Source organism: Lentzea sp. NPDC020367 (genome assembly GCF_044387305.1).
Lineage (GTDB): Bacteria > Actinomycetota > Actinomycetes > Mycobacteriales > Pseudonocardiaceae > Lentzea.
The window spans coordinates 759,201-786,122 of the sequence record NZ_JBIRVV010000001.1 but is presented as its reverse complement, the minus strand read 5'-3'; the positions used below and the strand labels follow the sequence as shown (position 1 = coordinate 786,122).

21 protein-coding genes and 3 riboswitches are annotated in these 26,922 nt (G+C 69.3%); of the genes, 8 read left to right on the top strand and 13 right to left on the bottom strand.

Going from position 1 to position 26,922, the window contains the following annotated elements:
• Positions 1 to 37: 37 nt before the first annotated feature.
• The 7 genes from ACH413_RS03480 to ACH413_RS03450 form a co-directional block, all read right to left on the bottom strand.
• Complete coding sequence (locus tag ACH413_RS03480; protein WP_360030182.1) at positions 38 to 1,177, bottom strand: glutamate--cysteine ligase; 1,140 nt, start codon at positions 1,175 to 1,177, stop codon at positions 38 to 40.
• 83 nt (positions 1,178 to 1,260) lie between these two features.
• A complete protein-coding gene (locus ACH413_RS03475; protein WP_360030180.1) occupies positions 1,261 to 2,079 on the bottom strand; it encodes an ECF transporter S component in 819 nt (272 codons plus the stop codon).
• Positions 2,076 to 3,671 carry an ATP-binding cassette domain-containing protein gene (locus ACH413_RS03470; RefSeq protein ID WP_360030178.1) on the bottom strand — a complete coding sequence of 532 codons (1,596 nt, stop codon included), beginning with the start codon at positions 3,669 to 3,671 and terminating at the stop codon, positions 2,076 to 2,078. Before ACH413_RS03470 ends, ACH413_RS03475 begins: the two co-directional genes overlap by 4 nt.
• Positions 3,668 to 4,777 carry a CbiQ family ECF transporter T component gene (locus ACH413_RS03465; RefSeq protein ID WP_360030176.1) on the bottom strand — a complete coding sequence of 370 codons (1,110 nt, stop codon included), beginning with the start codon at positions 4,775 to 4,777 and terminating at the stop codon, positions 3,668 to 3,670. Before ACH413_RS03465 ends, ACH413_RS03470 begins: the two co-directional genes overlap by 4 nt.
• Positions 4,774 to 5,685: an ABC transporter substrate-binding protein gene (locus ACH413_RS03460; protein WP_360030174.1), complete on the bottom strand. Its 912-nt coding sequence runs from the start codon at positions 5,683 to 5,685 to the stop codon at positions 4,774 to 4,776. Before ACH413_RS03460 ends, ACH413_RS03465 begins: the two co-directional genes overlap by 4 nt.
• Positions 5,682 to 6,521 carry an ABC transporter substrate-binding protein gene (locus tag ACH413_RS03455; protein WP_360030171.1) on the bottom strand — a complete coding sequence of 280 codons (840 nt, stop codon included), beginning with the start codon at positions 6,519 to 6,521 and terminating at the stop codon, positions 5,682 to 5,684. Before ACH413_RS03455 ends, ACH413_RS03460 begins: the two co-directional genes overlap by 4 nt.
• Entirely contained in the window at positions 6,521 to 8,977 is a 2,457-nt protein-coding gene (locus tag ACH413_RS03450; RefSeq protein ID WP_360030168.1) for a hypothetical protein, read from the bottom strand. The genes ACH413_RS03455 and ACH413_RS03450 overlap by 1 nt, the downstream gene beginning before the upstream one ends.
• A gap of 83 nt (positions 8,978 to 9,060) precedes the next feature.
• Positions 9,061 to 9,202, bottom strand: a riboswitch (cobalamin riboswitch).
• 70 nt (positions 9,203 to 9,272) lie between these two features.
• A riboswitch (cobalamin riboswitch) is annotated at positions 9,273 to 9,399 on the top strand.
• A 32-nt stretch (positions 9,400 to 9,431) separates the two neighbouring features.
• On the opposite strand from ACH413_RS03450, the gene ACH413_RS03445 reads away from it, so the two are divergent.
• Complete coding sequence (locus tag ACH413_RS03445) at positions 9,432 to 10,433, top strand: prenyltransferase/squalene oxidase repeat-containing protein (RefSeq protein ID WP_360030166.1); 1,002 nt, start codon at positions 9,432 to 9,434, stop codon at positions 10,431 to 10,433.
• A gap of 54 nt (positions 10,434 to 10,487) precedes the next feature.
• On the opposite strand, the gene ACH413_RS03440 is transcribed toward ACH413_RS03445, so the two are convergent.
• Both ACH413_RS03440 and ACH413_RS03435 read right to left on the bottom strand, forming a co-directional pair.
• Positions 10,488 to 11,516, bottom strand: coding sequence for a ribonucleotide-diphosphate reductase subunit beta (locus ACH413_RS03440; RefSeq protein WP_360030164.1), 1,029 nt, complete (start codon positions 11,514 to 11,516; stop codon positions 10,488 to 10,490).
• Complete coding sequence (locus tag ACH413_RS03435; RefSeq protein WP_360030162.1) at positions 11,513 to 13,867, bottom strand: ribonucleoside-diphosphate reductase subunit alpha; 2,355 nt, start codon at positions 13,865 to 13,867, stop codon at positions 11,513 to 11,515. Before ACH413_RS03435 ends, ACH413_RS03440 begins: the two co-directional genes overlap by 4 nt.
• A 109-nt stretch (positions 13,868 to 13,976) precedes the next feature.
• A riboswitch (cobalamin riboswitch) is annotated at positions 13,977 to 14,189 on the bottom strand.
• 190 nt (positions 14,190 to 14,379) lie between these two features.
• On the opposite strand from ACH413_RS03435, the gene rox reads away from it, so the two are divergent.
• A complete protein-coding gene (gene rox, locus ACH413_RS03430) occupies positions 14,380 to 15,813 on the top strand; it encodes a rifampin monooxygenase (protein ID WP_360030160.1) in 1,434 nt (477 codons plus the stop codon).
• 7 nt (positions 15,814 to 15,820) lie between these two features.
• On the opposite strand, the gene ACH413_RS03425 is transcribed toward rox, so the two are convergent.
• The gene (locus tag ACH413_RS03425; protein ID WP_360030158.1) at positions 15,821 to 16,219 is read right to left on the bottom strand and encodes a VOC family protein; all 399 of its coding nucleotides are present in this window, start codon (positions 16,217 to 16,219) and stop codon (positions 15,821 to 15,823) included.
• A gap of 62 nt (positions 16,220 to 16,281) precedes the next feature.
• On the opposite strand from ACH413_RS03425, the gene ACH413_RS03420 reads away from it, so the two are divergent.
• Positions 16,282 to 17,235 carry a YafY family protein gene (locus ACH413_RS03420; protein WP_360030156.1) on the top strand — a complete coding sequence of 318 codons (954 nt, stop codon included), beginning with the start codon at positions 16,282 to 16,284 and terminating at the stop codon, positions 17,233 to 17,235.
• A gap of 90 nt (positions 17,236 to 17,325) precedes the next feature.
• On the opposite strand, the gene ACH413_RS03415 is transcribed toward ACH413_RS03420, so the two are convergent.
• Positions 17,326 to 18,270, bottom strand: coding sequence for a glycoside hydrolase family 6 protein (locus ACH413_RS03415; protein ID WP_360030154.1), 945 nt, complete (start codon positions 18,268 to 18,270; stop codon positions 17,326 to 17,328).
• An 89-nt stretch (positions 18,271 to 18,359) separates the two neighbouring features.
• Positions 18,360 to 20,573, bottom strand: coding sequence for a glycoside hydrolase family 9 protein (locus tag ACH413_RS03410; RefSeq protein WP_360030152.1), 2,214 nt, complete (start codon positions 20,571 to 20,573; stop codon positions 18,360 to 18,362).
• A gap of 310 nt (positions 20,574 to 20,883) precedes the next feature.
• Here ACH413_RS03410 and ACH413_RS03405 point away from each other — a divergent pair, with 310 nt between their 5' ends.
• The 5 genes from ACH413_RS03405 to ACH413_RS03385 all read left to right on the top strand — a co-directional run bounded on the left by ACH413_RS03405 (position 20,884) and on the right by ACH413_RS03385 (position 26,383).
• Positions 20,884 to 22,167: an extracellular solute-binding protein gene (locus ACH413_RS03405; protein WP_360030150.1), complete on the top strand. Its 1,284-nt coding sequence runs from the start codon at positions 20,884 to 20,886 to the stop codon at positions 22,165 to 22,167.
• Positions 22,168 to 22,238: 71 nt separating this feature from the next.
• Complete coding sequence (locus tag ACH413_RS03400; protein WP_360030148.1) at positions 22,239 to 23,210, top strand: sugar ABC transporter permease; 972 nt, start codon at positions 22,239 to 22,241, stop codon at positions 23,208 to 23,210.
• 2 nt (positions 23,211 to 23,212) lie between these two features.
• Positions 23,213 to 24,034, top strand: a complete 822-nt coding sequence (locus ACH413_RS03395) for a carbohydrate ABC transporter permease (protein WP_360030146.1) — start codon at positions 23,213 to 23,215, stop codon at positions 24,032 to 24,034.
• Complete coding sequence (locus ACH413_RS03390) at positions 24,031 to 25,353, top strand: GH1 family beta-glucosidase (protein WP_360030144.1); 1,323 nt, start codon at positions 24,031 to 24,033, stop codon at positions 25,351 to 25,353. The genes ACH413_RS03395 and ACH413_RS03390 overlap by 4 nt, the downstream gene beginning before the upstream one ends.
• Positions 25,354 to 25,381: 28 nt before the next feature.
• Entirely contained in the window at positions 25,382 to 26,383 is a 1,002-nt protein-coding gene (locus ACH413_RS03385; protein ID WP_360030142.1) for a LacI family DNA-binding transcriptional regulator, read from the top strand.
• Between the two features lie 44 nt (positions 26,384 to 26,427).
• Here ACH413_RS03385 and ACH413_RS03380 read toward each other — a convergent pair whose 3' ends face one another.
• On the bottom strand, positions 26,428 to 26,919 hold the full coding sequence (locus ACH413_RS03380) for a cupin domain-containing protein (RefSeq protein ID WP_319974234.1): 492 nt from the start codon (positions 26,917 to 26,919) through the stop codon (positions 26,428 to 26,430).
• Between the last annotated feature and the right edge of the window lie 3 nt (positions 26,920 to 26,922).

Here is a 26,922-nt window from a genome sequence, read left to right as displayed (position 1 = left end):
GGCACACACGATCGTACGCACCACCGATGACCGGCGATCAGGAGCACTTCTGGTCGGGCTCGGCGCGGTCGGCGTTGTCGACGTCCAGCAGGCCGAGCAACGACTCCACCTGACCGCCGCGGAACGCGCGGCGCTGCCGATCGGCGCCGGATCCCTCGCTGTCCAGCAGCCGCAGACCTCGTTGCACCGCAAGGAGATCGCCGTTGGCCTCCAGCACCGGGGTCAGGCGGCGCACCAGGTCGTCCAGCTGATCGCGCACCGGCCGGGGCTCGCCGGACAGCACGTCGAAGGTGTTGCCCCGCAGGCCTTCGTTGGCCACGCCCCAGCACGCCTGTCTCAGTGTCTCCTGCGGAACGTCCTCTGCGGACACACCGCGTCCGACGTCGACCACGGCCTGAGCGACCAGAGCGCGAACGAGTGCCGCGAGCAGCACCGCCTCGTCCGCGGTCGCCGCGACGTCCGCGACCCGCACCTCCACGGTCGGCAGTTCGGTGGCGGGCCGGACGTCCCAGTAGACCATCGCCCGGTCCAGCGCCGTGCCCGCCGCGATCATCGTGTCACTGACCTCTTCGTAGTGCTGCCACGAGGTGAAGACCGGCGGCGGTCCGGACACCGGCCAACGCGACCAGATCGTCGAACGCCAGCTCGCGAAGCCCGTGTCCTCGCCGTCGGAGAACGGCGAGTTCGCCGTTACCGCCGACAGCACGGGTAACCAGGGCCGCACGTGGTTGCACACCTGCACGGCCGTCTCCCGGTCGGGAACGGCGACGTGGACGTGACATCCGCAGATCAGCTGCTGCTCGGCGAGCGCACCGAACTCGCGGGCGATCCGCCGGAACCGCAGGCTGTCCGTGATCTCACCGGTTGCGCGTCCCAGCGGTGGCGCACCGACGGCGATGGCCCGGCACCCCACCGTTCTCGCGGCCAGTGCCACCTGGCGACGCAGGTCGAGCAGCTCGCGGTGAGCCTGCTCCACGTCCACGCACACCGTCGTGTTGATCTCCACCTGCGCGCCGGTCAGCTCGTGCTGCAGGTCCAGGCCGAGCCGCTCCCTGGCGACGACCACGACCTCGTCCGCCCGGTTCACCGCGACGCCGGTCACCGCGTCGACCAGGAGGAACTCCTCCTCGACACCGATGGTGGGACTCCACGCGTCCTTCGCTGACGCCTTTTCCACGTGTCACCAACCTGCTCTGGGCGCCACTGCGCGCTCGGGGATTCCGGGAACCGGCGAATACCCCTCTCCCATCAGGAGAAACTTCAGCGGTCGCTGAATGTCGGCAACGCGCCGTACGAAGCCCTGCGCGAGGCCCGCCGCAGGGTCGCCAGCACCGCCGGGCCGATCACGAGAATCGCGACGGCGTTCGTGATCGCCCTGCCCGTGTCCCAGCCCGCTGTCGACGTCAGCAACGTGAACACCGCGAACCGGTGCAGGTTCTCCAGCACGGGATCGCCTGCCACGTAAGAGATGTGGCCGTCGTGGTACGGCACCTCGGCGTCGGTGATGAACGGCCAGAACCACAGGTTCATCAGGAACCCGAACACGTACGCGACCACGATCCCGTACGTCACGAGCATCGCGATCTCGGCTTTGCCGCTCACGCGTTTGGGCAGGAGCCCTGCGCCCATGCCGATCCACGCCGAGCACATCATCTGGAACGGCAGCCACGGCCCGACGCCCGCGGTCAGCAACGCCGAGGCGAACAACGACGTGCAGCCCAGGACGTAACCGAAACCGGGTCCGAAGACGCGGCCCGCCAGGATCAGCAGGAAGAAGACGGTCTCGATGCCCGCCGTCCCCGCGCCCAACGGCCGCAGCGCCGCGTTCACCGCCGACAGGACGCCGAGCATCGCGAGTGCCTTGGAGTCCATGCCCCCTTCGGACAGCTCGGCGAGCACGATGATGATCAGGACGGGCAGGATGCCGATGAACACGAACGGCGCGTCCGGGCCGTGCTGCATCGACTGCGGTTCGACTCGGACGAGCAACGGCCAGACGAACATCATCACGCTCGCGATCGAGGCCAGCGTCAGCACGACCGCCGACCGCTTGCCGATCTTCACCGCCGAGGTGGTCATCGCACCTCCTGAGGCAGGGCGGCGCGCACGTCGGCGACGGTGAGCCAGGGTTCGCCGAGGATCTTGGCGACCTGGGTGGCGAACGCGGGTGAGCCACCGAGGACCTCGGCGGTCGGGCCGTCCGAGACGACCTCGCCCTCGGCCATGACGACCACGCGCTGGGCGATCGTCGCGACGAACTCGACGTCGTGCGTGGCGACGACGACGGCCCGTCCTTCGGCGGTCAGGCCGGCGATCATCTGTGCCAGCGCGGCTTTCGCGGTGTAGTCGAGGCCTCGGGTGGGTTCGTCCAGCAGCATGACGCGGGGCGCGGCGGAGAGCTGGACCGCGAGCACCAGCGCGAGGCGCTGGCCTTCGGACAGGTCACGCGGGTGCGCGGCGGGAGCGATGCCGGGGGCGAGCCGGTCGAGCAGGCCCCGGCACCGGCCGGGTTCCGCACCGGACTCGGCGTCGGCGGCGGCGCACTCGGCCTCGACCGTCTGCAGGTACAGCAGGTCGCTCGCGGTCTGCGGGACCATCCCGACCAGCTTGCGGCCCTCGGAACTGCTCAGCGACTTCGGGTCCGCATCGCCCGCTCGGACGGTGCCGCCCTGGCGGGGTCCGGAGCCCTGCACCGCCCAGAGCAGCGACGACTTGCCGGAACCGTTGCGGCCCATGACGGCCAGCACCTCGCCCGCGCGCAGCGAGAGGTCGACGTCGCGGACGGCGACCTTCGGCCCGTACCGCACCACGATCCCCGACGCGGTGAGCAGCGCGTCGCCCGCGGTCGTGGTCCTGACCGGTGGACTGCCGAGCGTGAGCGACGAGGCGCGGCGACGGGCGTCCCTCACGGACATCGGCAACGGGTCCCAGCCCGCCAACCGTCCCAGTTGGACGATCGGCGGCGCGATCGGCATGTCCCGCAGCACTTCCGGCGGTGGGCCGTCGAGCACTCCCCCGCTGCCCGGCACGTAGATCATCCGGTCGGCGAACGGGATCACGCGTTCCATGCGGTGTTCGGCCATCAGCACGGTCGTGCCGAGGTCCTCCACCAGGCGCGCGAGCGTGGCCAGCACGTCCTCGGCGGCCGTCGGGTCCAGCGCCGAGGTCGGCTCGTCCAGCACGAGCACCTTCGGGTGCGTCGTCAGCACCGAGCCGATCGCGACGCGCTGCTGCTGGCCGCCGGACAACGTGCGCAGCGCTCGCCGGCGCAGTTCCGCGATGCCCAGCAGGTCCAGGGTCTCCTCCACGCGGCGGCGCATGACCTGCGGCGACAGGCCGAGTTGTTCCATGCCGTAAGCGAGTTCGTCCTCGACGGTGTCGGTGACGAAGCCCCCCAGCGGGTCCTGGCCGACCACGCCGACGAGGTGCGCGAACTCGCGCGGCGGGTGCGACCGGGTGGACACGCCGGCCACCGAGACGTCGCCTTCGAGGTGGCCGCCGGTGAAGTGCGGGACCAGGCCGTTGATCGTGCCGAGCAACGTCGACTTGCCCGCGCCGGTCTGGCCGGCGAACAGCACGAGCTCGCCTTCCCCGACGGACAGCGAGACGTCGCGCAGCACCGGCTCCGACCGGCCCGCGTACCAGAAGCTGACGTGGTCGAGTTCGATCATGACGCGACCACTTCTTCCAGTGCGGCGAAAGGAGGTTCAGGAACGGGAGTGAGGAACGCGGGCAGGACACCGACCAGCACACCCAGGAGCGGACCCCACGACAGCGGCGGCCACGACAGCTGGATCAGCGACGGGTTGAGGTTCGCCGGGTCCACACCGGACGTCACGAACAGCACGGCCGCGACACCGAGTCCGCTCAACGCCACCACGAGTTCCGGCAGCTGCCACCGGTCCGGGCGGTAGCGGGTGCGCTGGACCCGCCGGCCCGCCATGCGGAACCCGACCAGGCCGATGAGCAGCCCGACCGACAGCACCGGCGCTGCCAGGAAACGCGGTGTGGACCCGTCGAGCGTCGCGTAGACGCCCACGCACACCCCGATCAGGCCGACGATCATCATCGTGCCGGTGAGCACGCGCTGGCGCGCCTCGACCAGCCCGGCCCGGCCGTAGCCGCGGGAGTCCATCGAGGCCGCGAGCTGCAACGACCGGGACAGCGCGTCCTCCAGGACCGGGATCATGACGGAGTGCAGCACCTGCGTGCGCTTTCCGCTGCCACCACGCAACTTCCGGGCGCGCCGCACGCGCAGCACGCTCTCGGCGAGTTGCGGGAACACCGACAGCGCGACGATCACCGCCGTGCCCACCTCGTAGAGCGCGGGCGGCATGGCCTTGAGCAGTCGCTTCGGGTTCGCCAGCGCGTTGGCGGCGCCGAGGCAGATCACCATGGTCGCGAGGCGCAGGCCGTCGTAGAGGCCGCCCAGCAACGACTCCGCGGACACGTCGCCGAACAGCCGGATGCCCGCGGCCCACGCCGGCAGCGGGATCTCCGGCAGCCGCAGGATGATCGTCGAGCCCTCCGCCCCGCCGAACACGAGCCGGAAGAACACCCGGATCGCCACGATCCACGCGCCCAGCACGAGGTACAGCCGGAACGCCAGCGCCCACGGTGCCTCGGAGCGGCGGGCCACGACGACGTACCCCGCCACCGCGATGATCGTGAGCAGCAGCCACGGGTTCGTGGTGCGGGTCGCCGCGACCGCGAGGCCGAGCGCCCACACCCACCACGCCGCCGGGTGCAGGTCGCGCGGCAGGAAGTACGACGTCACGACTCGTTGACCCGTTTCCGCCGCCGTGCCACGAAGAACCCGGCGGCCAGCAGCACCACGACCGCACCGCCCGCGGCCCACGGCGCGTAGTCGCTCGCGCCGGACGTCCGCTTGATCACGTCGTTCACGTCCTCGGCGTTCTCCCCGCCGCTGAACGCGATGTTGCTCGACGGGTCGTTCGCCTTCGGCCGCGCGGTGGCGCTGGCACGGGGCTTCGGCGGCGGCAAGGCACCGGTCGGCGCGCCCGGCGGTGGAGTCGCCGTCTGCTCCGGTTCAGGAGTGGCCTGCGGCTGGCGACCCTGAACGGGCGCCTGCGTCTCGTTGAGGTCGTTGCCGACCGGCTTCGGCTCCTCGACCGCGTTGCACGCCTTGCCCTCGGTGCCGGGGCGGACGGCGGCCACGCGCGGCACCGGGTTCGTGTCCGCGGTGGCGTTCAGCGAGAACGACCAGCCCTCGAAGCCGCCACGGAGGAACTGGCGGTTCTTCACTCCCCACTGGCTGTAGTCCCACGCGCAGTTGTTCCCGGCGTGCCAGTACGACCAGTAGGCCGACGCGGGAGGAGTGTCGATGCACAACTCGCGGTAGCCGGCGCGGCCGTTGATCGGGATCTGGTCCGCGGCGGCGGGTTTGTTCTCCACGCGGCAGATGAAGGCCTCGCCCCACCGCTGCACCCCGGCGACCTGGAAACCGGCGCCCTTCAGCGCGTCCAGCCCGGTGCCCGCGGTGGCCTGCGGGTTGCAGCGCACGATCGCGTCGCCGCCGAGCTGCTGGAAGTCGACGACGACGGTCACGCCCTGGTCGTCCTTGCAGAAGCCCGGATGGCCCTTGCTGTGGTCGATCGCGTGCACGACGGGTGCCGCCACCACCGTCAGGAACGTGGCGGCGGCCAGTGCGGCGATCCTCCTCATTGGACGGTCAGGGTGGCGGACGAGTACACCGTCACCCCGTTCCCGGTCGCGGAGATGATGTAGGTGTATGTGCCGGTCGCCGTGGGCGTGATGTTCTGCGTGCCGCCGGGCGTCGCGAGCGAACCGGACCAGCTGCCGCCACCACTGGCCGGGGAGACCGAGGACGCGCTGACCGACGTGGCGTTGGCCGACGTCCAGGTGAGGGACGTGGTCTGGCCGAGGGTGATCTTGCGGTCCAGGTCGTTGATCGACAGGGCCACGGTGGGGTTGCTCGCGTTCACCGCCGGGTTCGTCGGCGTCACGCCGGGAACCGGGTTGGTACTGGCCGACTTGTTGAGCGAGAACGACCATCCCTCGAAGCCACCAGGGATCACGTTGCGGTTCAACGCGCCGTAGCTGCTGTAGGTCCAGGTCGAGCCGGAACCGTCGGCGTGCCAGTAGCCCCAGTACGCGGAGCCGGGCGGGGTGTTGAAGCAGCCCTCCTTGTAGGTCGGGTTGCCGGTGACCGGGATGTTCTCGGTCGACGTCGGACGGCCGCCCACCCGGCACACGAACCCGAGACCCCACTTGACCGTGCCCGCGACCGCGATTCCCGCGTCCTGCAACGCTTTGATGCCGGTGCGGTCGGTGCCGGGAGTGGCGTTGGGCGAGCACCGCGTGATCGTCGGCGCGGCCACCCCGCCGTTGCCGTCCAGTTCCTGGAAGTCGACCACGATCGTCGTGCCGCTCAACGCGTCCGCGCCGGTGCAGATGCCGTCGTAGCCCGCGGCACTGGCAGGAGCGGGCGCGACGACCAGTCCGGTGAGGACCACCGCGGCGGCGAGAACTCTCTTCATCACTGAACCCCCTGGGAGAGACGACGGCGAAGCAGCAGAACGAGACCGGCGAGCACCATGGCGCCGCCGAGTGCGAAGTAGGACCACAGCGGCGGGTGCCACGGAGCGTTCTGGGCGACCAGCGCGGGGACCGGCTTGGCGTCCGCCAGCGGCAGGCGCACCACCGGTGACAGCGGAGAACCGTCCGCGCTGATCCAGGATCGGCCGGCGATGCCTTGTGCGGCAACGAGACTCGTGCCGAAGTCGGTCGTGCCGTCACCGCCGGACACCCGCGGCAGGCCCCCGTCGGCGAGCACCATTCCGCCGATGGTCTTCGCGGTACCGCTCACGTCCAGGCCCGCTGCCTGACGAGCACCCGCGACCGAGGCGCTCAACGCGATGGAGGGCGCGCCACCGTCGTCGTCGACCATGCCCTTGCCGTTCGGCTTGGTGCCGAGCAACGAGATCGCCTTCACGAACGCGGCCGCGCGCTCCTTCGACCACTCGGCCGGGGCCTGGGCGACGGGCGCGTCCTCGGTGAACGGCCTGCTGTTCAGCGCGGTGACCGCGGCGGCGGTGGAGGCGAGATCGCCGTCCTCGCAGTCGGCGTCGTCCATGCGTTCCGGGAACGTGCCGTCCTCGCACTGACGGGCGGCCAGCGCCTCGATCGCCTGGCCGGGGTCGGCGACGGTGGCGAGCACCGCCCAGGTGTGGCGGCGGACGGAGTCCTCGGAGTCCGCGAACGAACCGGTGTCGGTGAACAGGCCGTCCGCGCCCCGCAGTGCCGCCAAGTCGGCGCGCAACCGGTTCGCGAGGTCGTCGGACTTCTGGAACTGGGCCAGGACCACGAGCTTCGCGAGCGGTTCGGCGTAGGCGGCGTCGCCGGTCTCCTGCCCGGCGCCGTGCGCGTAGGCGTTGATCGCGTCCGGTGTCAGCAGAAACTCCGAGGCCTTCTTCGCGGCTTCCTGCTGCTCGCCCAGCGCGTGCAGGGCCAGCACCAGGTCCGCGGTCGCGTCGTAGTCGACGTAGGTCCTGTCGTTCTCGGTGACCTCGACGTGGTCGCCGCGCACGAGCTTGTCGGCCAGGTAGGCGCCGAGCTTCGCGGCGGACGTCGTCGCGGCCGGTTGGACGGTCTTCGGCGCCGGGGCGGGCTGGCGGACCACGGCCTTCGGCTTGGTCGTCGGCGCGGGCGCCTGAACGGTCGTGGTCTTGGTGTGCACGGGTGGTGGCGTGGTCGTGGTGCCCTGTGCCGCCGTGGTCGTCGTCGGGGTGCTGCTCGCCGTCGTGGTGGTCGGGGTCGGCTCGGGCACGTCGCCCTTGGCCAGCGCGTACAACCCGATCTGCGACAACCCGAGCGAGGCCTGCGCACTCGCCCTGATCCACGTGTCGATGCCGGAGATGCCGCCGGTGCGCGCCGCCTGGTACGAGGCCGGGTTGTACGCGATCGCACCGATCTGCCCGGCCAGCGCGGTACCCGCGTCGGACGCGCCGGCCTGCGCGGACTTCAGGAACTCGACGCCCCTGGCGACCTCAGGACCCGCGCCGCCCGCGTCCGCGAGCGCCTGCACGATCAGGCCGGTGCTGTTGGTGTTCGGCGCCTCGGTCCCGACACCACCACCCCAGCCACCACCGGCGGATTGGTTGTTCTTCAACCACGTCACGGTCCTCGCGATCGGCTCGTCGAGCCCGGTCGCCCCAGCGCGCTTCGCCGCGAGCATGGCCGACAGCGCGAGGCCCGTCGCGTCACCGTCCGGCGACGACGAGCCGTCCGCCTTCCCCTCGTCACACGAGGACACCTTGAGGCCCTCAGGTCCCTGGACGTACCCGAAGAAGATCCGGAAGTAGCCCTCGGAACACTGCTGCGTCACCATCTTGTCGATGGCGGGCTGGTCGTTCTCCCCCGCCACGGCCAGTCCGATCACGGCGAGGGACTGGCCGAACATGTTGGCGTTGTTGTTCACCATGTCCGCCCACTCGGGGTTCTTCGAGTAGTCGCTGACCCGGCCGGCGTCGACTCCCGAGCGCCGGATCGCCGCCTTCGTCTCGGCGACCATGTCGTGGCCGTCGAAGGCACGCGGATCACGGCCGGAGATCTGGGCGGCGAGCAGGGTCTTGGCCACCGCGCCGCCGACGATGATCTGGTCGAAGCCCTGGCCTGGAGCGAGGCCGTCCCAGGTGAAGTAGTCGGTGGCGTGTCCCTGGTCGTCCAGGAACTTCATGATCGGCTCGGCGAGCGCGCCGTCGCCCGAGGCGTGCATCGCGAAGACCAGGTCGAGCATCAGACCGTGGTCGGGCAGGTCGCCGCCGAGCGGGTTCTCCAGGGTGCCGTCGGGTCGCAGCTGGTGGGAGAGCCACACGGAGCTGGAGTGGGCGGCGTCGCGATCTCCCGCGGCGGCCGCGGTTCCGGCGATCGTCGTGGCGATCAGGCCCGCGCCGACGGCGAACGCCAGTGCGGCCAGGCTCCTGCGCCGGGTCATTTCTCTCCCCCTCCTCGTGCTGCTCGAGGAGAGGAGACGGCGCGGGGCGCCGGCAGCCACCCCTGCGTTTCGCGACAGCGGTCGGTCCGTTCACCCCGCCCGGATGGTGACCCGACTCGCCACTGGAAACAGTGGCCCACGGTTGCGCGACAGTGCCGGATTCCGACCGGCTTCCCCGTCACGGGCGAGGTATGAAGTTGTCGAGCCGAGCGAGGTTAACACCTGGAAACCGCTGTTCGGCACCGCCTTCGGGGTCGGAGGCGAGCGTCACATCCGTACCCGGTACGAGGCCTTGCGCGGCATGAGAACCTGTTGGGCGTTCAGCGCGACGCGGGGGAAGTCCGGTGAGAATCCGGCGCTGTCCCGCAACGGTGTGCCCTCCGCGGCAAGCCCGGTCACCCGCATCGCGCGGTGTTCACCAACTCCTGTCGTGGAAGTGCGGGAAAGGGTTCTCATGAGACGTCTGGTGCTCGCTGCTGTCCTGATGCTGGGCATTGGCACCGCTGTCACCCCCGCGGTGGCGGCCACGCACAACAAGTCCGACGCCGCTGCGGGCTGGCTCGCCCGGCAACTGGTCGACGGCGAACGGTTCGAGGCCGACTTCGGCGGTCAGAAGTTCCCGGACCAGGGCCTGACGATCGACGCGATCTTCGCGTTCGCCGCCGCCCGTTCCTCGGACACCAACGCCGAGAAGGCCATCACGTGGCTGGCGAAGCCGGAGATCACCACCGGGTACGTCGGTTCCGGCACCGAGGCCTACGCGGGCGCGCACGCCAAGCTGTTGCTGGCGGCGAAGGTGCGGCACAAGAACGGCAACGCGTTCGGCGGTGTCGACCTGGAAGCCGGTCTGCGTGGCCTGCTCGCGCCGTCGGGCAGGTTCTCCGACCGCTCGGACTTCGGTGACTTCTCCAACGCCTTCACCCAGTCCCTGGCGCTGCTGGCCCTCGAGCGCACGCCAGGTGGCACGCCCGCGTCGGCCAAGGCCTTCCTCGCCGGAACCCAGTGCCCCGACGGGGGTTTCCCGCTGAACTTCGGCCAGACCCCGTGCGCCAGCGACGTGGACTCGACCGCCTTGGTCGTGCAGGCGTTGCGCGCCACCGGTGACAACGTCAACGCCGCCGAAGGCACCACGTGGCTCGCGTCGAAGCAGAACGCCGACGGCGGTTTCTCCGTCGGCACCAACGCTTCCAACGCGAACAGCACCGGCCTGGCCGCGCAGGCGCTGGCCGGTCACCGCCCGGCCGCCGCGACGCAGGCACGGCAGTTCCTGCGTTCGCTCGCGGTCGGCTGCTCGGGTGCCGCAGCGGACCGAGGCGCGATCGCCTACGACGCAACGGGATTCGACCAGGCGACCGCTCCGCGTGCCACGGCCCAGGCGGTGCTCGGCCTGACCGGCGTCAAGCTCGCGAACCTCGACGGCGGCGGCAACCCCGCCGCGCCGACGCTCGCCTGCTGACGAAGCGGTGCCCCTGACCGGAGTTCCCGGCCAGGGGCACCGCACCGGCACGACTCAGAAGTCCTCGTCGAACGCCACCGTGCCGGTCACGCCGACCTGGTAGGCCGAGACCCGGCGCTCGAAGAAGTTCGACAGCTCCTGCACGTCCTGCAGCTCCATGAACGCGAACGGGTTCTTGGAACCGTAGATCGGCTCGATTCCGAGCACCTGCAGCCGCCGGTCCGCGACATGCTCCAAATAGGACCGCATGTCCGCCACCGACATGCCGGCGACGCCTCCACCGAGCAGGTCCTCCGCGAACTGCACCTCGGCGTCGACGGCCTCGCGCAGCATCTGCTTGACCTCCTCGTACAAGGAGTCGTCGAACAGGTCCGGCTCCTCGCGGCGCACGGTGTCCACGACGTCGAACGCGAACGCCATGTGCATCGACTCGTCGCGGAACACCCAGTTGGTGCCCGACGCGAGGCCGTTCAGCAGCCCGCGCGACCGCAGGAAGTAGACGTAGGCGAAGGCGCCGTAGAAGAACAGGCCCTCGATGCACGCCGCGAAGCAGATCAGGTTGAGCAGGAACGACCTGCGGTCCTCCCGCGTCTCCAGCTGCTTGAGGTTCGAGATCGAGTCGATCCACTTGTAGCAGAACTCGGCCTTGGCGCGGATCGACGGAATCGTCTCGACGGCGGCGAACGCCTCGATCCGGTCGTTCTCGTCGGGCAGGTAGGTGTCGAGCAGCGTCAGGTAGAACTGGACGTGCACGGCCTCCTCGAACAGCTGCCGCGACAGGTAGAGCCGGGCCTCCGGCGCGTTCACGTGCTCGTAGAGGTTCAGCACGAGGTTGTTCGCGACGATCGTGTCACCGGTCGCGAAGAACGCGACGAGCCGGTTGACCAGGTGCCGCTCGGCCTCCGACAGCTTGTTCAGGTCGGCGAGGTCCGAGTGCAGGTCGACCTCCTCGACCGTCCACGTGTTCTTGATGGCGTCGCGGAAGCGCTCGTAGAACAACGGGTACCGCATGGGCCGCAGGGTGAGGTCCATGCCGGGGTCGAGCAGGGCGTTCTGACGGGCGGTGTTGGCGAGCGTGGTCACTGGCAGGCCTCACAGGACTCGGGGTTTTCGAGGGAGCAGGCGATGGCTTCGTCCGACGTCACGACGGGCACGGCCGTGGTGGTCGTGGTCGTCGCCTGCTGGATGCGCGTCGCCGGACGCGAGCGCAGGTAGTACGTGGTCTTGAGCCCGGCTTTCCAGGCGTAGAGGTACATCGAGGAGAGCTTGCCGATCGTCGGCGAGGCGACGAACAGGTTCAGCGACTGGCTCTGGTCGACGTACGGGCCACGCGCGGCGGCCAGTTCGATCAGCGCCTTCTGCGGAAGCTCCCAGGCCGTGCGGAACAACGAGCGCACGTCCTCGGGCAGTTCGGCGATGCCCTGTGCGGAGCCGTCGTCCTGCTTGAGCCGGTTGCGCACGGCCTCCGTCCACAGGCCGCGGGCCTTGAGCTCGCGCACCAGGTAGGAGTTGATCTGCAGGAACTCACCGGACAGCGTCTCGCGCTTGAACGTGTTCGACACCTGCGGCTCGATGCACTCGAAGCAGCCGGCGATCGAGGCGATCGTCGCGGTCGGCGCGACCGCGATCAGCAGCGAGTTGCGCAGGCCGTGCTCGCTGACGCGTTCCCGCAGAGCACCCCAGCGCTCGGTCTGCGTGGGCGTGACGCCCCACAGGTCGGGCTGCAGATCTCCCTTGGCGGCACGGGTTTCCGCGAACGCCGGGTGCGCGCCCGCGACCGAGGCCAGCTCGGCCGACGACTCCAGCGCCGTCAGGTAGATCTCCTCGGCGATCCGCGTCGACAGTTCGCGGGCCTCGGCCGAGTCGAACGGCAGGCGCAGCTTGAAGAACACGTCCTGCAGGCCCATGACACCGAGACCCACCGGGCGCCAGCGCGGGTTGGAGCGCGCCGCCTGCTCGGTCGGGTAGTAGTTGATGTCGATCACGCGGTCGAGGAACACGACGGCGGTGCGGACCGTGGCACGCAAGCGGTCCCAGTCGATGCCGTCGCCGGCCACGTGCGCGCCGAGGTTCACCGAGCCGAGGTTGCAGACCGCGGTCTCCTCGTCGCTGGTGACCTCGAGGATCTCCGTGCAGAGGTTGGACAGGTGCACCACGTTCGACGGCGACGCGGTCTGGTTGCACGTGCGGTTCGAGGTGTCCTTGAACGTCATCCAGCCGTTGCCGGTCTGGGCGAGCGTCCGGATCATCCGTCCGTAGAGGTCACGAGCCTTGACCGTGCGCACGGCGCGGCCAGCCTCCTCGGCACCGCGGTAGGCGCGGTCGAACTCGTCGCCCCACAGGTCGACCAGCTCGGGGATCTCATCGGGGTCGAACAGCGACCAGTCCGCGTCGGCCTCGACGCGGCGCATGAACTCGTCCGGGATCCAGTTCGCCAGGTTGAGGTTGTGCGTGCGGCGCGCGTCCTCACCGGTGTTGTCGCGCAGCTCCAGGAACTCCTCGATGTCCGGGTGCCACGTCTCCAGGTACACGCAGGCGGCGCCCTTGCGCCGGCCACCCTGGTTGACCGCGGAGACCGACGCGTCGAGCGTGCGCAGCCACGGCACGATGCCGTTGGAGTGACCGTTCGTGCCGCGGATCAACGCGCCGCGCGAACGGACCCGGGACCACTGCACGCCGATGCCGCCGGCGAACTTCGACAACCTGGCGATCTGCTTGTAGCGGTCGTAGATCGACTCGAGCTGGTCCTTCGGCGAGTCCAGCAGGTAGCACGACGACATCTGGGTGTGCTGCGTGCCGGAGTTGAACAGCGTCGGCGAGCTGGGCAGGTACGCCAGCGACGACATCAGCCGGTAGAAGTCGATCGCCTCGGTCGCCGTCTGCGAGAGGCCGCACGCGACGCGCAGCAGCCAGTACTGCGGCTGCTCGATCACCGACCGCTTCGAGGGGTGGCGCAGCAGGTAGCGGTCGTAGACCGTGCGCAGGCCGAAGTACTCGAACCGCCGGTCGCCCTCCAGGTCGATCGCGTCGTCGAGCTTGCGCGCGTTGGCGGCCACGAACTCCGCGGTCGTGTCGCCGATCAGGCCTTCCGCGTGGCCCAGCGCGATGCTCTGGCTGAAGGACATCACGCCCTGGCGGCGCACTTCCTTCTCGATGAACGCGGCGAGCAGGCCCGCGGCGAGCTTGGAGTACTCGGGCTCCTCGGACACGAGGGCGGCGGCCGTCTGGATCGACAGCCGGTCCAGTTCCTCGGTGGTGGCGCCGTCGTAGAGACCGCTGATCGTCTTCGTGGCGACCCGCAACGGGTCGACGTCGTGCAGACCGACCGTGCAGCGCTCCACCGCGCGCACGATCTTGTTCAAGTCCACCGGTTCCAGTGAACCGTTGCGTTTCTTGACGCGCATAGTGGTGGTGACCGTGTCGACCGCCGTCACTAGCTCTCTCCTCGCGAGCTCGGGTGGCCACGGGGATGCGAGGAGTGAACGGGCGCGCGCGACCGCCACGTCCTCCCGCCCTCCCTCGGGGCCGCGGACGCCCGCACGCAGGCACGTGCGGGGCGCTGGCAGGTCTTCGGACTCGTGGGCGAGCCTGTCGCCAGGCGCCTACCGGCCGTCGCTTCCCAGACATCGATGTCCAGTGCTCTCTGACGGCTTTCGTTCCCACTCACCGCTGCGGGGCAGTCCCGGATTCCCACCGGGTTCCCTCTTGCGACGACCGATCTGGATGATCGGCCGAACCAGCTTCGGAGCACAATACATGGGCGCGGGCGAGCCGCTGACAACTACATCTAGTGGGCGTGTCGCTCAGTTGGAGCAGCGCCCGTAGATCACCACGACCGGCTCGCCCGCAACCTCGGAGCGCGTTCGCACGGGCCGGTATATCGCTTGCGGCAAGATCCGGAGGCCCCCACACTTGGCCGCCGATACCGGGGCTGAATGGGTGGTTCATGTTCGATGTGATCATTGCCGGGTGCGGTCCGACCGGCGCGGTGCTGGCCGCCGAACTGCGGCTGCACGACGTGCGAGTGCTCGTTCTGGAAAAGGAACCCGAGCCCGTGGCATCGTTCGTGCGCATCGTGAGTCTGCACATTCGCAGTCTGGAAATCCTGGCGATGCGCGGTCTGCTGGACCGCTTTCTGGAACGGGGCCGGCAACGTCCGGTCGGTGGCGCCTTCGCCGCCATCCCCAAACCCACGCCGGAAGGCCTGGATTCCACGTTCACCACCATGCTCGGCATCCAGCAGCCGATCGCCGACAAGCTGCTCGCCGACCACGCGATCGCACTGGGCGCACAGGTCCGGCGCGGTGCCGCGGTGGTCGGTCTCGAGCAGGACGACGACGGCGTGACCGTCGAACTGGCCGACGGCGAGCGACTGCGGTCGCGGTACCTGGTCGGCTGCGACGGTTCCCGCAGCACGGTCCGCAAACTGCTCGGCGTCGGGTTCCCCGGCGAGCCCTCGCGCAACGACACGCTGATGGGCGAGATGAAGGCCGCCGCACCGGAAGACGAGATCGCCGCCAAGGTCGCGGAAATCCGCAAGACGAGCCCCGTGTTCCACCTCGGACATTTCGGCGACGGGGTCTACCGCGTTGTGGTCCCGTGCGCGAAAGCCGGGGAAGATCGCGCGGAAGCGCCCACCATCGAGGATTTCCGACGGGAACTGCGCGCCTTCGCCGGAACGGATTTCGGCGTGCACTCACCGCGCTGGCTGTCCCGCTTCGGCGATGCCACGCGGCTGGTCGAGCACTACCGGATCGGGCGGGTGCTGCTGGCAGGCGACGCGGCGCACATCCACCCGCCCGCCGGTGGCCAGGGCCTGAACCTGGGCGTGCAGGACGCGGTCAACCTCGGCTGGAAGCTCGCGGCGCAGATCCACGGCTGGGCGCCGGAGACGTTGCTGGACAGCTACCACGCCGAACGTCATCCGGTCGCCGCCGACGTGCTGGACAACACGCGTGCCCAGGTGCAGCTCTCCTCCCCCGAACCGGGCGCGCAGGCCGTGCGCAGGCTGCTCATCGAGCTGATGGACATCAACGAGGTGAACCGGCGGCTGATCGAGAAGATCACCGCGATCGGCCTGCGCTACGACTTCGGCGAGGGACCCGACCTGCTCGGCCGGCGCCTGCCCGACGTCGAACTCGCGGAGGGCCGCCTCTACGACCGGCTGCACCAGGGGCGTGGCCTTCTGCTCGACCGCACCGGGCGACTGGCCGTCGAGGGCTGGTCGGATCGTGTCGACCTGATCGCGGATCCCGTTGCGGCACTGGAGGTTCCGGCCGTCCTGCTGCGCCCCGACGGGCACGTCGCCTGGATCGGCGAGGAGCAGCAGGACCTGAACGACCACCTCGCCCGCTGGTTCGGCAAGCCGTTCGCCTCCTGACGGGCTGTCAGCGCGCGAACTTCGCGATGGCCGCCGGGGTGACCGGGGTGAAGAAGTTGACGAGGTTGCCGTCGGGGTCGCGGAACAGCAGCGCCCGGTTGCCCCAGGGCATCGTGGTGGGCTCGGTGACGACGTCCTCCACGAAGCCCGCCAGGTTCTCGCGCACGGCGTCCACGTCGTCGACGAGGAACTCGATGATGACGCTGCGGTTCGCGCCGGGCTCTGCTGATCCGGGCGCGAACAGGCCGACGGTGCGGGTGCTGCCGATCGCGAGGGTGCCGCTGGCGGTGGTGAGCTCGGCGAAGTCGTCGTTCGCCCAGCTCGCGCGCAGGCCGGTGGCGCGCTCGTAGAAACCGACGAGGCGGGTGATGTCGCCGGTGATGACACGGATCGAAACGAAGTTCATGCCTGCACGCTAAAAGCAATACCGGACAGTATCCGCCCGGTATCTGCGGAATACTTTCGACCATGCCCCGGCCCACCGCCCGCGTCCTCACCCTGCTGGAACTCCTGCAGTCGGGAGGCGTCCGGACCGTCGCCGAACTCGCCGACCGGCTCGGCGTGGACGAGCGCACGGTGCGCCGGTACGTCGAGCACCTCGTCGATCTCGACGTGCCCGTCGAGTCGGTGCGCGGCCGCTACGGCGGTTACCGGCTCGCGTCCGGCTACCGCATGCCTCCGCTGATGCTGAGCGACGACGAGGCGCTCGCCGTGCTGCTCGGCCTGGTCGCGGGGCGCCGATCCGGCCTGATGACGGCCATGAACACCGCCGGCGAGACGGCGGCGGCGAAGATCAGGCGCGTGTTGCCGCAGCGGCTGGGCGGCAGGCTCGACGCCGTCCTCGGCTCCCTCGCCTTCACCTCACCCGAAGGCGAGCTGCCCGCGCCTGACGCCACGGTCCTGCTCACGATCGCCGACGCGGTGAGCCACCACCGGCCGGTCTCGATCCGGTACACCGCAAGGGATGGCCGCCACAGCGAACGCACGCTGCACCCGTACGGGCTCGTCGCCCACTCGGGCCGGTGGTACGTGACGGGTGCCGATCCCGCGCTCGGCGAGGGCCGGACGTTCCGGCTGGACCGCATCGCCGGCGCACGCACGTCGCCCGGCTCGTTCGACCCGCCGGAGGGAGTCGATCCGGCGGAACTGGTCCTGAAAGGACTCGCCACCGCCGCCTACCGGCACGAGGTCACCCTGCGCATCCGGGGAACGGCCGAGCAGATCCGCACCCGGCTGCCCGCGAGCGTCGCGCTCATCGAGGAGTCGGACTGGTCGCGCGTCGAACTGCGGGTGGAACGGCTCGACTGGCTGCCGGGCGTCCTCGCCTCACTGGACCTGCCGTTCGTGATCGAGCGCCCGGACGAGTTGCGCGACCTCGTCGTGGCGCTCGCCGACCGACTCAGGGAATCCGCTTTGCGTTGACCTCTAGGAAGGTAAGCGCTTTCCAGCTAGCCTCTGAACCGCCGGGGGCACGCGGTTGTTCCAGCCGCCCGTGCCCCTGGCCCTACCTCATCAGACGCCGTCGATCAGCCGGATGGCCAGATCGGGGTTGAACGTGCCCGCCGGCGTGGTCGGCGCGATGCCGCACTGACCGTCGGACACGCCCGGTGTCTTGACCCACAACAACAGGTCGGCACCGCCACCGATCTGCGGCACCACACCGAGCTTGCGACCGGCGGGGTTGCACCAGCCGTCGCCGCGCCCCTTGCCGTTGCGGCTCGTGTCGACCACGAAACCGGCCGTGTAGCCGAGGAAGCCGTTGACCTGGCTCGCATAGCTCGTCGACTGGCTGGTGGTGTAGTAGTTCGACACGTTCACCGAGAACCCGCGCACGTTCCGCACGCCGGCCTCGTTCAGCCGGTACGCGATGGTGGACGGCGACACCCAGCCGGCGTTGCCGCCGTCGAGGTACGCGTACGTGTTGGGGGCCTTGGCTTTGAGCTGTTCGGTGGCGTACTTGAGCAGGCCCGCCATCTCCGTCCGCTGCGCCGCCGTCAGGCAGTCGTAGGCGGCGAGCGCGTCCGGTTCGATGATCACCACCGCGGGCTTGGTCCCGATCCCGGCCGCGAAGCTCGAGATCCAGGTCCGGTAGGCGGAGGCACTTCCGGCGCCACCGCCGGAATGACCGCCGCAGGCGTCCCTGTTCGGGATGTTGTAGGCGACCAGGACGGGGAGTTTGTCCTGGCCGTCGGCCGCGCCCGCGTAGTTGGCCACGGTCGAGCCGATGTTGGAGTCGTTGCCGAACCAGCGCGCGATCGGCTTGGAACCGATCGAGGACTGGATCCGCGCGGACCTGGAGTCACTCGGGTTGTTCCGGGCCCAGGTGGCGGGCGCGGAGTTGGGGTTGACGTAGAAACCGCTGGTCAGGTCCAGTGGGCTGGCTGCTGTGGCAGGGGTGGCCGGGGACAGCAGCAAGACCGCGCAGACCGCGACCGTCGAACGGGCAATCCACCGCACTGTGGATCTCCTCTCGGATGGGACTGTTCCTCTCACCCACCCGCCCGCGCGGCATTGCGCGGGCGGTGGGAGTTCTGGTGACGGGAAGGTCAGCGGGTGTCGGCGAACGCGGAGACCCAGGCCAGCGCGGAGTTCCAGTTGATCGCGACCTCGTTCGTCGACCACGACCCGAGCTCGTCGAGGTAGCACTTCGCGGGCGCGCAGCCCGGCAGGTTCTGCTGCGCCACCGGGTCCTGCAGGCCCGAGTTGGGGCCACCGGCGAGCGATCCGGCCGGCGGGTTGGGCATCCTGGCGTCGACCTGGTGCGCCCAGTGCCGGTGGTGCTGGTTCTTGCTGGCCTTCTCGCCGTAGCCGCTGACGAACGACTGGTTGAGGCCGTTGCGGCCGAGCAGGTAGTCCATCGACTCCAGCACCGCGTCGCTGTACTTGCGGTTGAGAGTCGTGTCGTAGGCCATCGCCATGATCATCGACGCGGTGAGCGTGGCGCTGGTCGAACCCCAGGCGTACTGGCCGTCAGCGGGCTTCGACGGGTTGGGGTAGCCCTGCGACTTCAGGTCGCGCAGGTGGCCGTCGGCGACGTTGATGACCCGCGCGCGGGCGGTGATCACGCGGTCGAGCGGGAACTTCAGCGGCAGCCGCAGGATCGTGAGGTCGGCCAGGCCGCCGGTGTCCTTCCAGGAGAACCCGGCCGAGGTCAGCTTCGTGGTGATCTTGTTGAGGTACTCGCGCTTGCCCGTCGTCCCGTACAGCTCGGCCGCGGCCCACGAGAACTCGTCGGTGACGTTGGTGTCGTCGTAGGCACCACCACCGACGCTGTCCTCCTTGGGGGCGTACTTCGCCGGGTTGGCCAGCGCGGCCTTCCACGCCGTCTCGGACGCGGCCAGGCACCTGTCGGAGAACGCGCGGTCCCACAGCTTGAAGACGCGGGCGCACTGGGCACCGGCGGCGGCGAGGTTCAGCGTGGCGGCCGTCGACGGGGCGTGCAGGTAGCGCGGCTGCGGGTCGTTGCCGGGCAGCATCGGGTGCGCGGTCCAGGCCAGGTCGTGGATCTTGTGGTGGACCATGCCCGCGAGCGGCTTACCCGCCGGGACCTGCATCTTCAGCAGGAACTCCATCTCCCAGCGCGCCTCGTCCAGCACGTCGGGCTTCTGGTTGTCCTGCTCCGGGATGGACAGCAGGCCGTCACGGAAGCCCTCGATGTCGAGCGTGTAGAGCGACCGCTCGTAGGTGTCCATCAGCTGCCACGCGGCGAGGGCACCGTTGACGACGTACTTGCCGTGGTCGCCCGCGTCGTACCAGCCACCGCTCACGTCGAGCGAGTAGTCGCACTCCCCCGGCAGACACGGCACCGACACATCGCCCTGGTTCGGCGCCACGCCCACGTGTCCCGCCGGTCGCGCGTACGCCTCACCGACGTACTTCGCCTCGATCGGGATGCCGCTGCGGTTGTGGTAGAAGTACGCGAGCGAGTCCCGTCGCAGCTGGTCATAGGGCTTGTCGGCGATGTCGAACGGGAAGCTGCTCTGGTCGCCGACAGTCAGACTGTAACCGCTTCCAGCCTTCCGGTACGACGAGAAGTCGGCGATGTGCACGTGGTCGCGCGTCATCGCGTCGTTGCCCTTGACCTGCGTTTTCCCCGCCTGGACGACAGCGCCCGCGGCGTCGCGCAGCTGCCAGTCGACCGGCTCGGTGGAGCTGTTCACGATCGAGGCGCGCTTGGCTCCGGCCGTCGGGTACGCGTACTGGTTCGTGCGCACCGGTGAGCCGTAGTCCCAGCCACCGCCGGGCGGGACGATTCCGCCGGTCAGCGACACGTCGTCGATGCACAGCGTGTACGGCTCGGCGGAGACGCCACCGGCCTGGATCGCCACCTGGCCGCCGGTGCGAGTGGCCACTGTGGACGTGCCGGTGAACTCGAACGTCTTGGGAGTGCTGGTGAGCGCGGCGGCCTTGTTCAGCACCGTGGTGTTCGGCGCGACGGACAGCGCGACCGCCGCCCGCACGGTGACGTTCTTCGTCGCGGTGGCGGTGAAGCGCAGCGTGTAGGGCTGACCGGCCTCCAGCGGGATGTCGTTCTGGCCGATCATGGCCGTCCACGGGTTCGCGGTGCCGCCGGGGATCTGCGCGCACAGCCTGCCGTCGGCCACTGTGGACGGAGCGATTCCGCTGCTCCACCAAGGGGTCTTCACACTGTCGAACTTGCCGTTGAGCACGCGCTCGTAGGGCTCGGCCGCGGTCGCGGGTGCCGCGATCGTGGCGATCAGGACGAACGGAAGGCCGGTCGCGACCAGCCTGGTCTTCACGGACATACCGGGGGCCTCTCGAGGTCGACTGTCTCCCGGCGCGACCGCAGCGTCGAGGCGAATGTTCACCCACCCGCCCCCGCCTGTCAACGCTCCCGCGTCATCGAAATGTGACCGGCGCTACCTCTTCACATCCGGATGGCCTCGTGGTTACAGTCCTGTAAGCGCTCACAGTTTCCCCCGATCCCAGTGGGCGCACACCGGCCGAAGCCGCAGCGTCGCAGCAGGTGAACGGTGTTCCAGTGGTCTGTCAGACGGCCAAATCCAGGTGTTAGCGCTTGCAGACCATCCGCCAACTGGAGGTTCTTCGATGGGTGTTCGACCGAGGCGCGCTCTGCTCGCCACAACTCTGCTCAGCTCGCTGGTGGCCGTGTCCGCCTGTGGTGGCGCCGCCGACTCCGCGTCGTCGGGGGACGTCACGCTGATCGTCAAGACCTTCAGCCAGTTCGGCTACGACGAGCTGTACAAGGAGTACGAGGCGAGCCATCCCGGCATCAAGATCAAGGAAGAGAACATCGGCAAGCTCGGCGACTACACGCCGAAGCTGCAGCAGTGGCTCGCCACCGGGAAGGGCGCCGGCGACGTCGTGGCGATCGAGGAGGGCATCCTCTCGCAGTTCATGGCGAAGCCCGACCAGTTCGTGAACCTGCTCGACCACGGCGCCAAGGAACTCTCCGGCAACTTCCTGCCGTGGAAGTGGCAGCAGGCGTCCACTTCGGACGGCAGCAAGGTCGTCGGTCTCGGCACGGACGTCGGCGCGCAGGGCATGTGCTACCGCAAGGACCTCTTCGAGGCCGCGGGCCTGCCGACCGACCGGGAGGCGGTCGGCAAGCTCTGGCCCACCTGGGACGCCTACCTCTCCACCGGCAAGCAGTTCAAGGCCAAGACCCCCGGCACCGGCTTCTACGACTCGACCGGCGGCGTCTACCTGAACATGCTGATGCAGTCCGGTGACCACACGTACTACGACGCCACGAACAAGCTGGTGATCGACTCGAACTCGGCCGTGAAGGCCACCTGGGACAAGTCCATCGAGATGGTGAAGGCCGGTCTGTCGGCCAACATCGAGATGTGGAGTCCACAGTGGAACGCGGGCTTCAAGAACGGCACGTTCGCCACGATCCCGTGCCCGTCTTGGATGCTCGGCACGATCGAGAAGCAGGCGGGCCCGGAGAACAAGGGCAAGTGGGACGTCGCCAAGGTGCCGGGCAACGGCGCGGTGCGCGGTGGTTCGTTCCTCGCGGTGCCGGCGCAGAGCACGCACCAGAAGGAGGCCGCCGAGCTGGCGAAGTTCCTGACCAGCGCCAAGGGCCAGACCACGGCGTTCAAGGCGAAGAACAACTTCCCGTCCTCGCCGCAGGCCATCGACGACCCGGTCGTGCAGGACTTCAAGAACCCGTACTTCGGCGACGCGCCCGTCGGCAAGATCTTCGGCGAGAGCGTCAAGGCGCTCAAGCCCGTCTACCTCGGCCCGGACAACAACGCCATCGGTGACCGCGTCGGCAACGCGCTGCTCGCGGTGGAGCAGGGCAAGCTCCAGCCCGACGAGGCCTGGGCCAAGGCCGTCGACGACGCCAAGCGCCTGGCCAAGTAGACCTGGCGGCCGGGGCGTTGCGGAGAAACCCGCCCCGGCCGTCATCCCACACCACCTGAGGACACACGTTGGTGACTGATCTGCGGCCGAGGACGGCCACGAGCCCGAGGAGCCCAGAGCCTCCTCCGACCACGAAGCCGCGCACCCGGCTGCGCGACCGGATCTCGCGCGTCGAGGTGAAGTGGTCGCCGTACCTGTTCATCGCGCCGTTCTTCGTGATCTTCCTGGTCTTCGGGCTGTTCCCGCTGATCTACACGGCCTGGGTGTCGTTGCACGACTGGGACATCACCGGCGCGGGCGCGTTCGTCGGGCTCGACAACTACGTCACGTTGTTCGCCGACCCGGACTTCTGGAACTCGGTCGTCAACACCCTCGGCATGCTCGTGCTCGCCACCGTGCCGCAGTTGCTCGGCGCCCTGGTGCTCGCGAGCCTGCTCAACCAGAAGCTGCGCGCCGTGACGTTCCTGCGGATGGGCGTGCTGCTGCCGATCGTCACGTCCGTCGCCGCCGTCGGCATCGTGTTCAGCCAGATCTTCGACCGAGACGCCGGCATGGTGAACGGCCTGCTGGGGCTGGTGCACATCGACGCGATCGACTGGCGCGCCGACAAGTGGTCGTCGTGGACCGCGATCGCCACCATGGTCAACTGGCGGTGGACCGGCTACAACGCGTTGATCTACCTCGCGGCGATGCAGGCGATTCCGAAGGACCTGTACGAAGCGGCCACCGTGGACGGCGCGGGCAAGATCCGGCAGTTCTGGAGCATCACCGTCCCGAACATCCGGCCCGCGATCGTCTTCACCGTCATCATGTCCACCATCGCGGGCATGCAGCTCTTCACCGAACCGCTGATCTTCGGCCAGGGCAGCTTCGCCATCTCCGGCGGCAGCCTGCGCCAGTTCCAGACGGTGTCGATGTACATGTTCGAGAAGGCGTTCCGGGACTTCGACTACGGCTACGGCTCCGCCGTCGCGTGGATGATCTTCCTGCTGATCACCCTGCTCGGCGTCGTCAACTTCCTGATCACGCGGAGGTCGAGGTAGCCATGCGCAAAACCCATCCCCTGGTCTACTTCACGCTCCTCGCGGGCATCGTGCTGTCGGCGTTCCCGCTCTACTGGCTCTTCGTCGTCGCCACCCGCGCCAACGACGTCGTCGGCGACTGGCCACCGCCGCTGGCGCCCGGCCCCAACTTCGGCGACAACGTCGGCAGGCTGTTCGCCGCGGAGGACGCGAACTTCCTGCTGGGCCTGTGGAACTCGCTGCTCAGCTCCGCGATCATCACCGTCTCGGTCGTGTTCTTCTCGTCGCTCGCGGGTTTCGCGTTCGCCAAGCTGAAGTTCCGCGGCCGCAACGGGCTGCTGCTCGTCATCCTCGCCACCATGATGATCCCCGTGCAGATGGGCATCATCCCGCTGTACATGATCATGGTCGAGCTGGGCTGGCAGAACCGGATGGAAGCGATCATCGTGCCGGCGCTGGTGTCCGCGTTTGGCGTCTTCCTGATGCGGCAGTACGCCGAGCAGGCCGTGCCCGACGAGCTCATCGAGGCCGCCCGCATCGACGGGTGCAGCACGTTCCGCACGTTCTGGAGCATCGTGCTGCCCGCGTTGCGTCCCGGAGCCGCTGTGCTCGGCCTGTTCACGTTCATGGGCGCGTGGAACGAGTTCCTGTGGCCGCTCGCGGTCCTCGAAGCGGACAACCCGACCGTCCAGTTCTCGCTGTCGCAGCTCTCCACCACCTACTACACGGACTACACGCTCATGTTCACCGGGGCGCTGATCGCCACCGTGCCGTTGCTGCTGGTGTTCCTCGCGTTCGGACGCCAGATCATCGGCGGCATCATGGAAGGGGCGGTCAAGGCATGACCACGTTCGAACCCGGTTTCCTCTGGGGCGCGGCCACGTCCAGCTACCAGATCGAGGGCGCGGTGGCCGAGGACGGACGCGGACCGTCCATCTGGGACACGTTCTGCGCGACCCCGGGCAAGGTGGACAACGGCGACACCGGTGACGTCGCCGCCGACCACTACCGCCGCTATCCCGAAGACGTCGCCGTGATGCGCGGGCTCGGGCTCGGCGCCTACCGGTTCTCGATCGCGTGGCCTCGCGTGCAACCACTCGGGTCGGGCAAGGTCGAAGAGCGCGGCCTCGACTTCTACAAGCGCCTCGTGGACACGTTGCTGGACAACGACATCCAGCCGTGGCCGACGCTCTACCACTGGGACCTGCCGCAACCGCTGGAGGACGCAGGCGGCTGGCCCGAGCGCGACACCGCGCTGCGGTTCGCCGAGTACGCGCAGATCGTGCACGAGGCGCTGGCGGACCGCGTCACGCACTGGACGACGCTGAACGAGCCTTGGTGCTCGGCGTTCCTCGGCTACGCCACCGGCCGGCACGCTCCCGGCCGCCAGGACCCGGCCGCGTCGATCCGCGCCGCCCACCACCTGTTGCTGGGCCACGGACTCGCGGCACGGGCGATGCCCGACGCGCGGGTCGGCATCGCGCTGAACCTCTCGCACGTCACGGCGGGTTCGGCCACCGAGGCGGACCTCGACGCGGCGCGCCGGATCGACGGCATGCAGAACCGGCTCTTCCTCGACCCCGTGCTGCGGGCGGAGTACCCCGACGACGTGCTGCGGGATCTGGCACCGGTCACCGGCTTCGAGCACGTCCAGGACGGTGACCTGAAGACCATCGCCGCGCCGATCGACTTCCTCGGCGTGAACTACTACTCCCCCATGCTCGTCGGTCACGGCACCACCCCGTCGCCCTCGGCCTACGTCGGCTCGGAGCACGTCCGGCACCTCGACGGCGGCCGGCCGCGCACGTCCATCGGCTGGGAGATCGACGCCGGTGGACTGTTCGACCTCCTGCTGCGGCTGGACCGCGACTACCCGGCGATCCCGTTGTACATCACCGAGAACGGCGCCGCGTTCGACGACGAGGTGCACGACGCCGACCGCGTCGCCTACCTGGACGGACACGTGCGGGCGTGCGCGGAGGCGGTGTCGAGAGGGGTGCCGCTGAAGGGTTACTTCGCCTGGTCACTGCTCGACAACTTCGAGTGGTCCTTCGGCTACGCCCAGCGGTTCGGCCTGGTGCACGTCGACTACGACACCCAGCGCCGCACCCCGAAGGACAGCGCCCGGTGGTACGCGGACGTGATCGCGCGAGGTGGACTGTGAGCGCTTACAACATTGATAGGGTGCGGCCATGAACACCCGGCCTCCCACCCTGGAGGAAGTGGCGCAACGCGCGGGCGTCTCGACCGGCACCGTGTCCCGCGTCATCAACAACGCGCGCCACGTCAGCGAGAAGTCGAAGCGCGCGGTCCAGAGCGCCATCGCGGATCTGGGCTACGTCCCGAACACCGCCGCGCGCTCGTTGGCGAGCCAGCGGCGCGGCGCCGTCGTGCTGGTGATCTCGAGCGACGACCCGGCGATCTTCGCCAACCTCTTCTTCGCCGAGGTGATCAGCGGCGTCAACGCGGCGCTCGAGGAGACCGACCTGCACCTGATGCTGCTGCTTGCCGCGTCCCAGCGCGGCAGGGACAGGTTCGCGCAGGTGCTCCAGTCGCGCGGCGCGGACGGCGTGATGCTGCTGGCGCTCAAGGAGAACGACCCGCTGTCGAAGATGGCGGAGGACAGCGGACTGCCGGCCGTCCACGGTGGACGGTCGCTCGACCGCGCACCGCAGTGGTACGTGGACGCCGACAACCGGGGCGGTGCCCGCACGGCCGTCGAGCACCTGATCTCGTCGGGCCGCACCAAGATCGGCACGATCACCGGCGAGCTCGACACCCACGCCGGCATGTCGCGCTACATGGGCTTCCGCGAGGCCGTCGTCCTGGCGGGACTGAGCGACGAACGCGTGGCGCACGGCGACTTCAGCGAGGCCAGCGGCGCCGCGGGGATGAAACTCCTGCTCGACGACCACCCCGACCTGGACGGCGTGTTCGTCGCGTCCGACGCCATGGCCACCGGGGCGCTCGCCGTCCTGCGGGAACAGGGCAAGCGGGTTCCCGAGGACGTCGCGGTCGTCGGTTTCAACGACATCGTGACGGCGCGGCACACCCAGCCCGCGCTGACCACGGTCCGGCAGCCCATCGAGGCGCTCGGCCGGGAGATGACCAGGATGCTGATCCGGCTGCTGAACGGCGAACAGCCGACGTCGCTGATCCTGCCCACCGAACTCATCGTGCGCGACTCGGCCTGAGAAAAGGGTGGCGGGCGCCCGGGAAACGGGCGCCCGCCGTCACCTCAGTGCCGGCCCCAGCCGGGAACGGTGCCGTCGATGGCGACCTCGAACTGGTCGTACTTCGCCATCAGGGTCAGCAGCTCGTCCTCGGTGGGCTGGTTGCCGTCCGCGTACATCTCGGACAGGCCCCGGAAGTACTCCTCGCGGTTGAGCGCGGGGGTGAAGATGATGAGCATCGTGGCCTGGTCTTGGTACGGGTTGTGGAACCCGTGCGACACGCCCATCGGGACGTTCACGTACGTGCCGGGAGGCGCGGCGAACGACTTGCCGTCGAGGTGGAGCTCGACCATGCCGCTCAGGACGTAGAACGCTTCCAGCTGCTCGTTGTGCACGTGCGGCGAGGCACCGGGAGCTCCCGCGGCCATCCGGTGCTCGTACAGGCCGAGGCGCCCGTCCGTCTCACTGCCCCTGGCCTTGAAGGTGGTGTGGGTGGTCGTGCCGATCTGCACCGACTCGCCTTCGCCGGGAAGCAGGATGTTGGACACTTGCGTCATGTC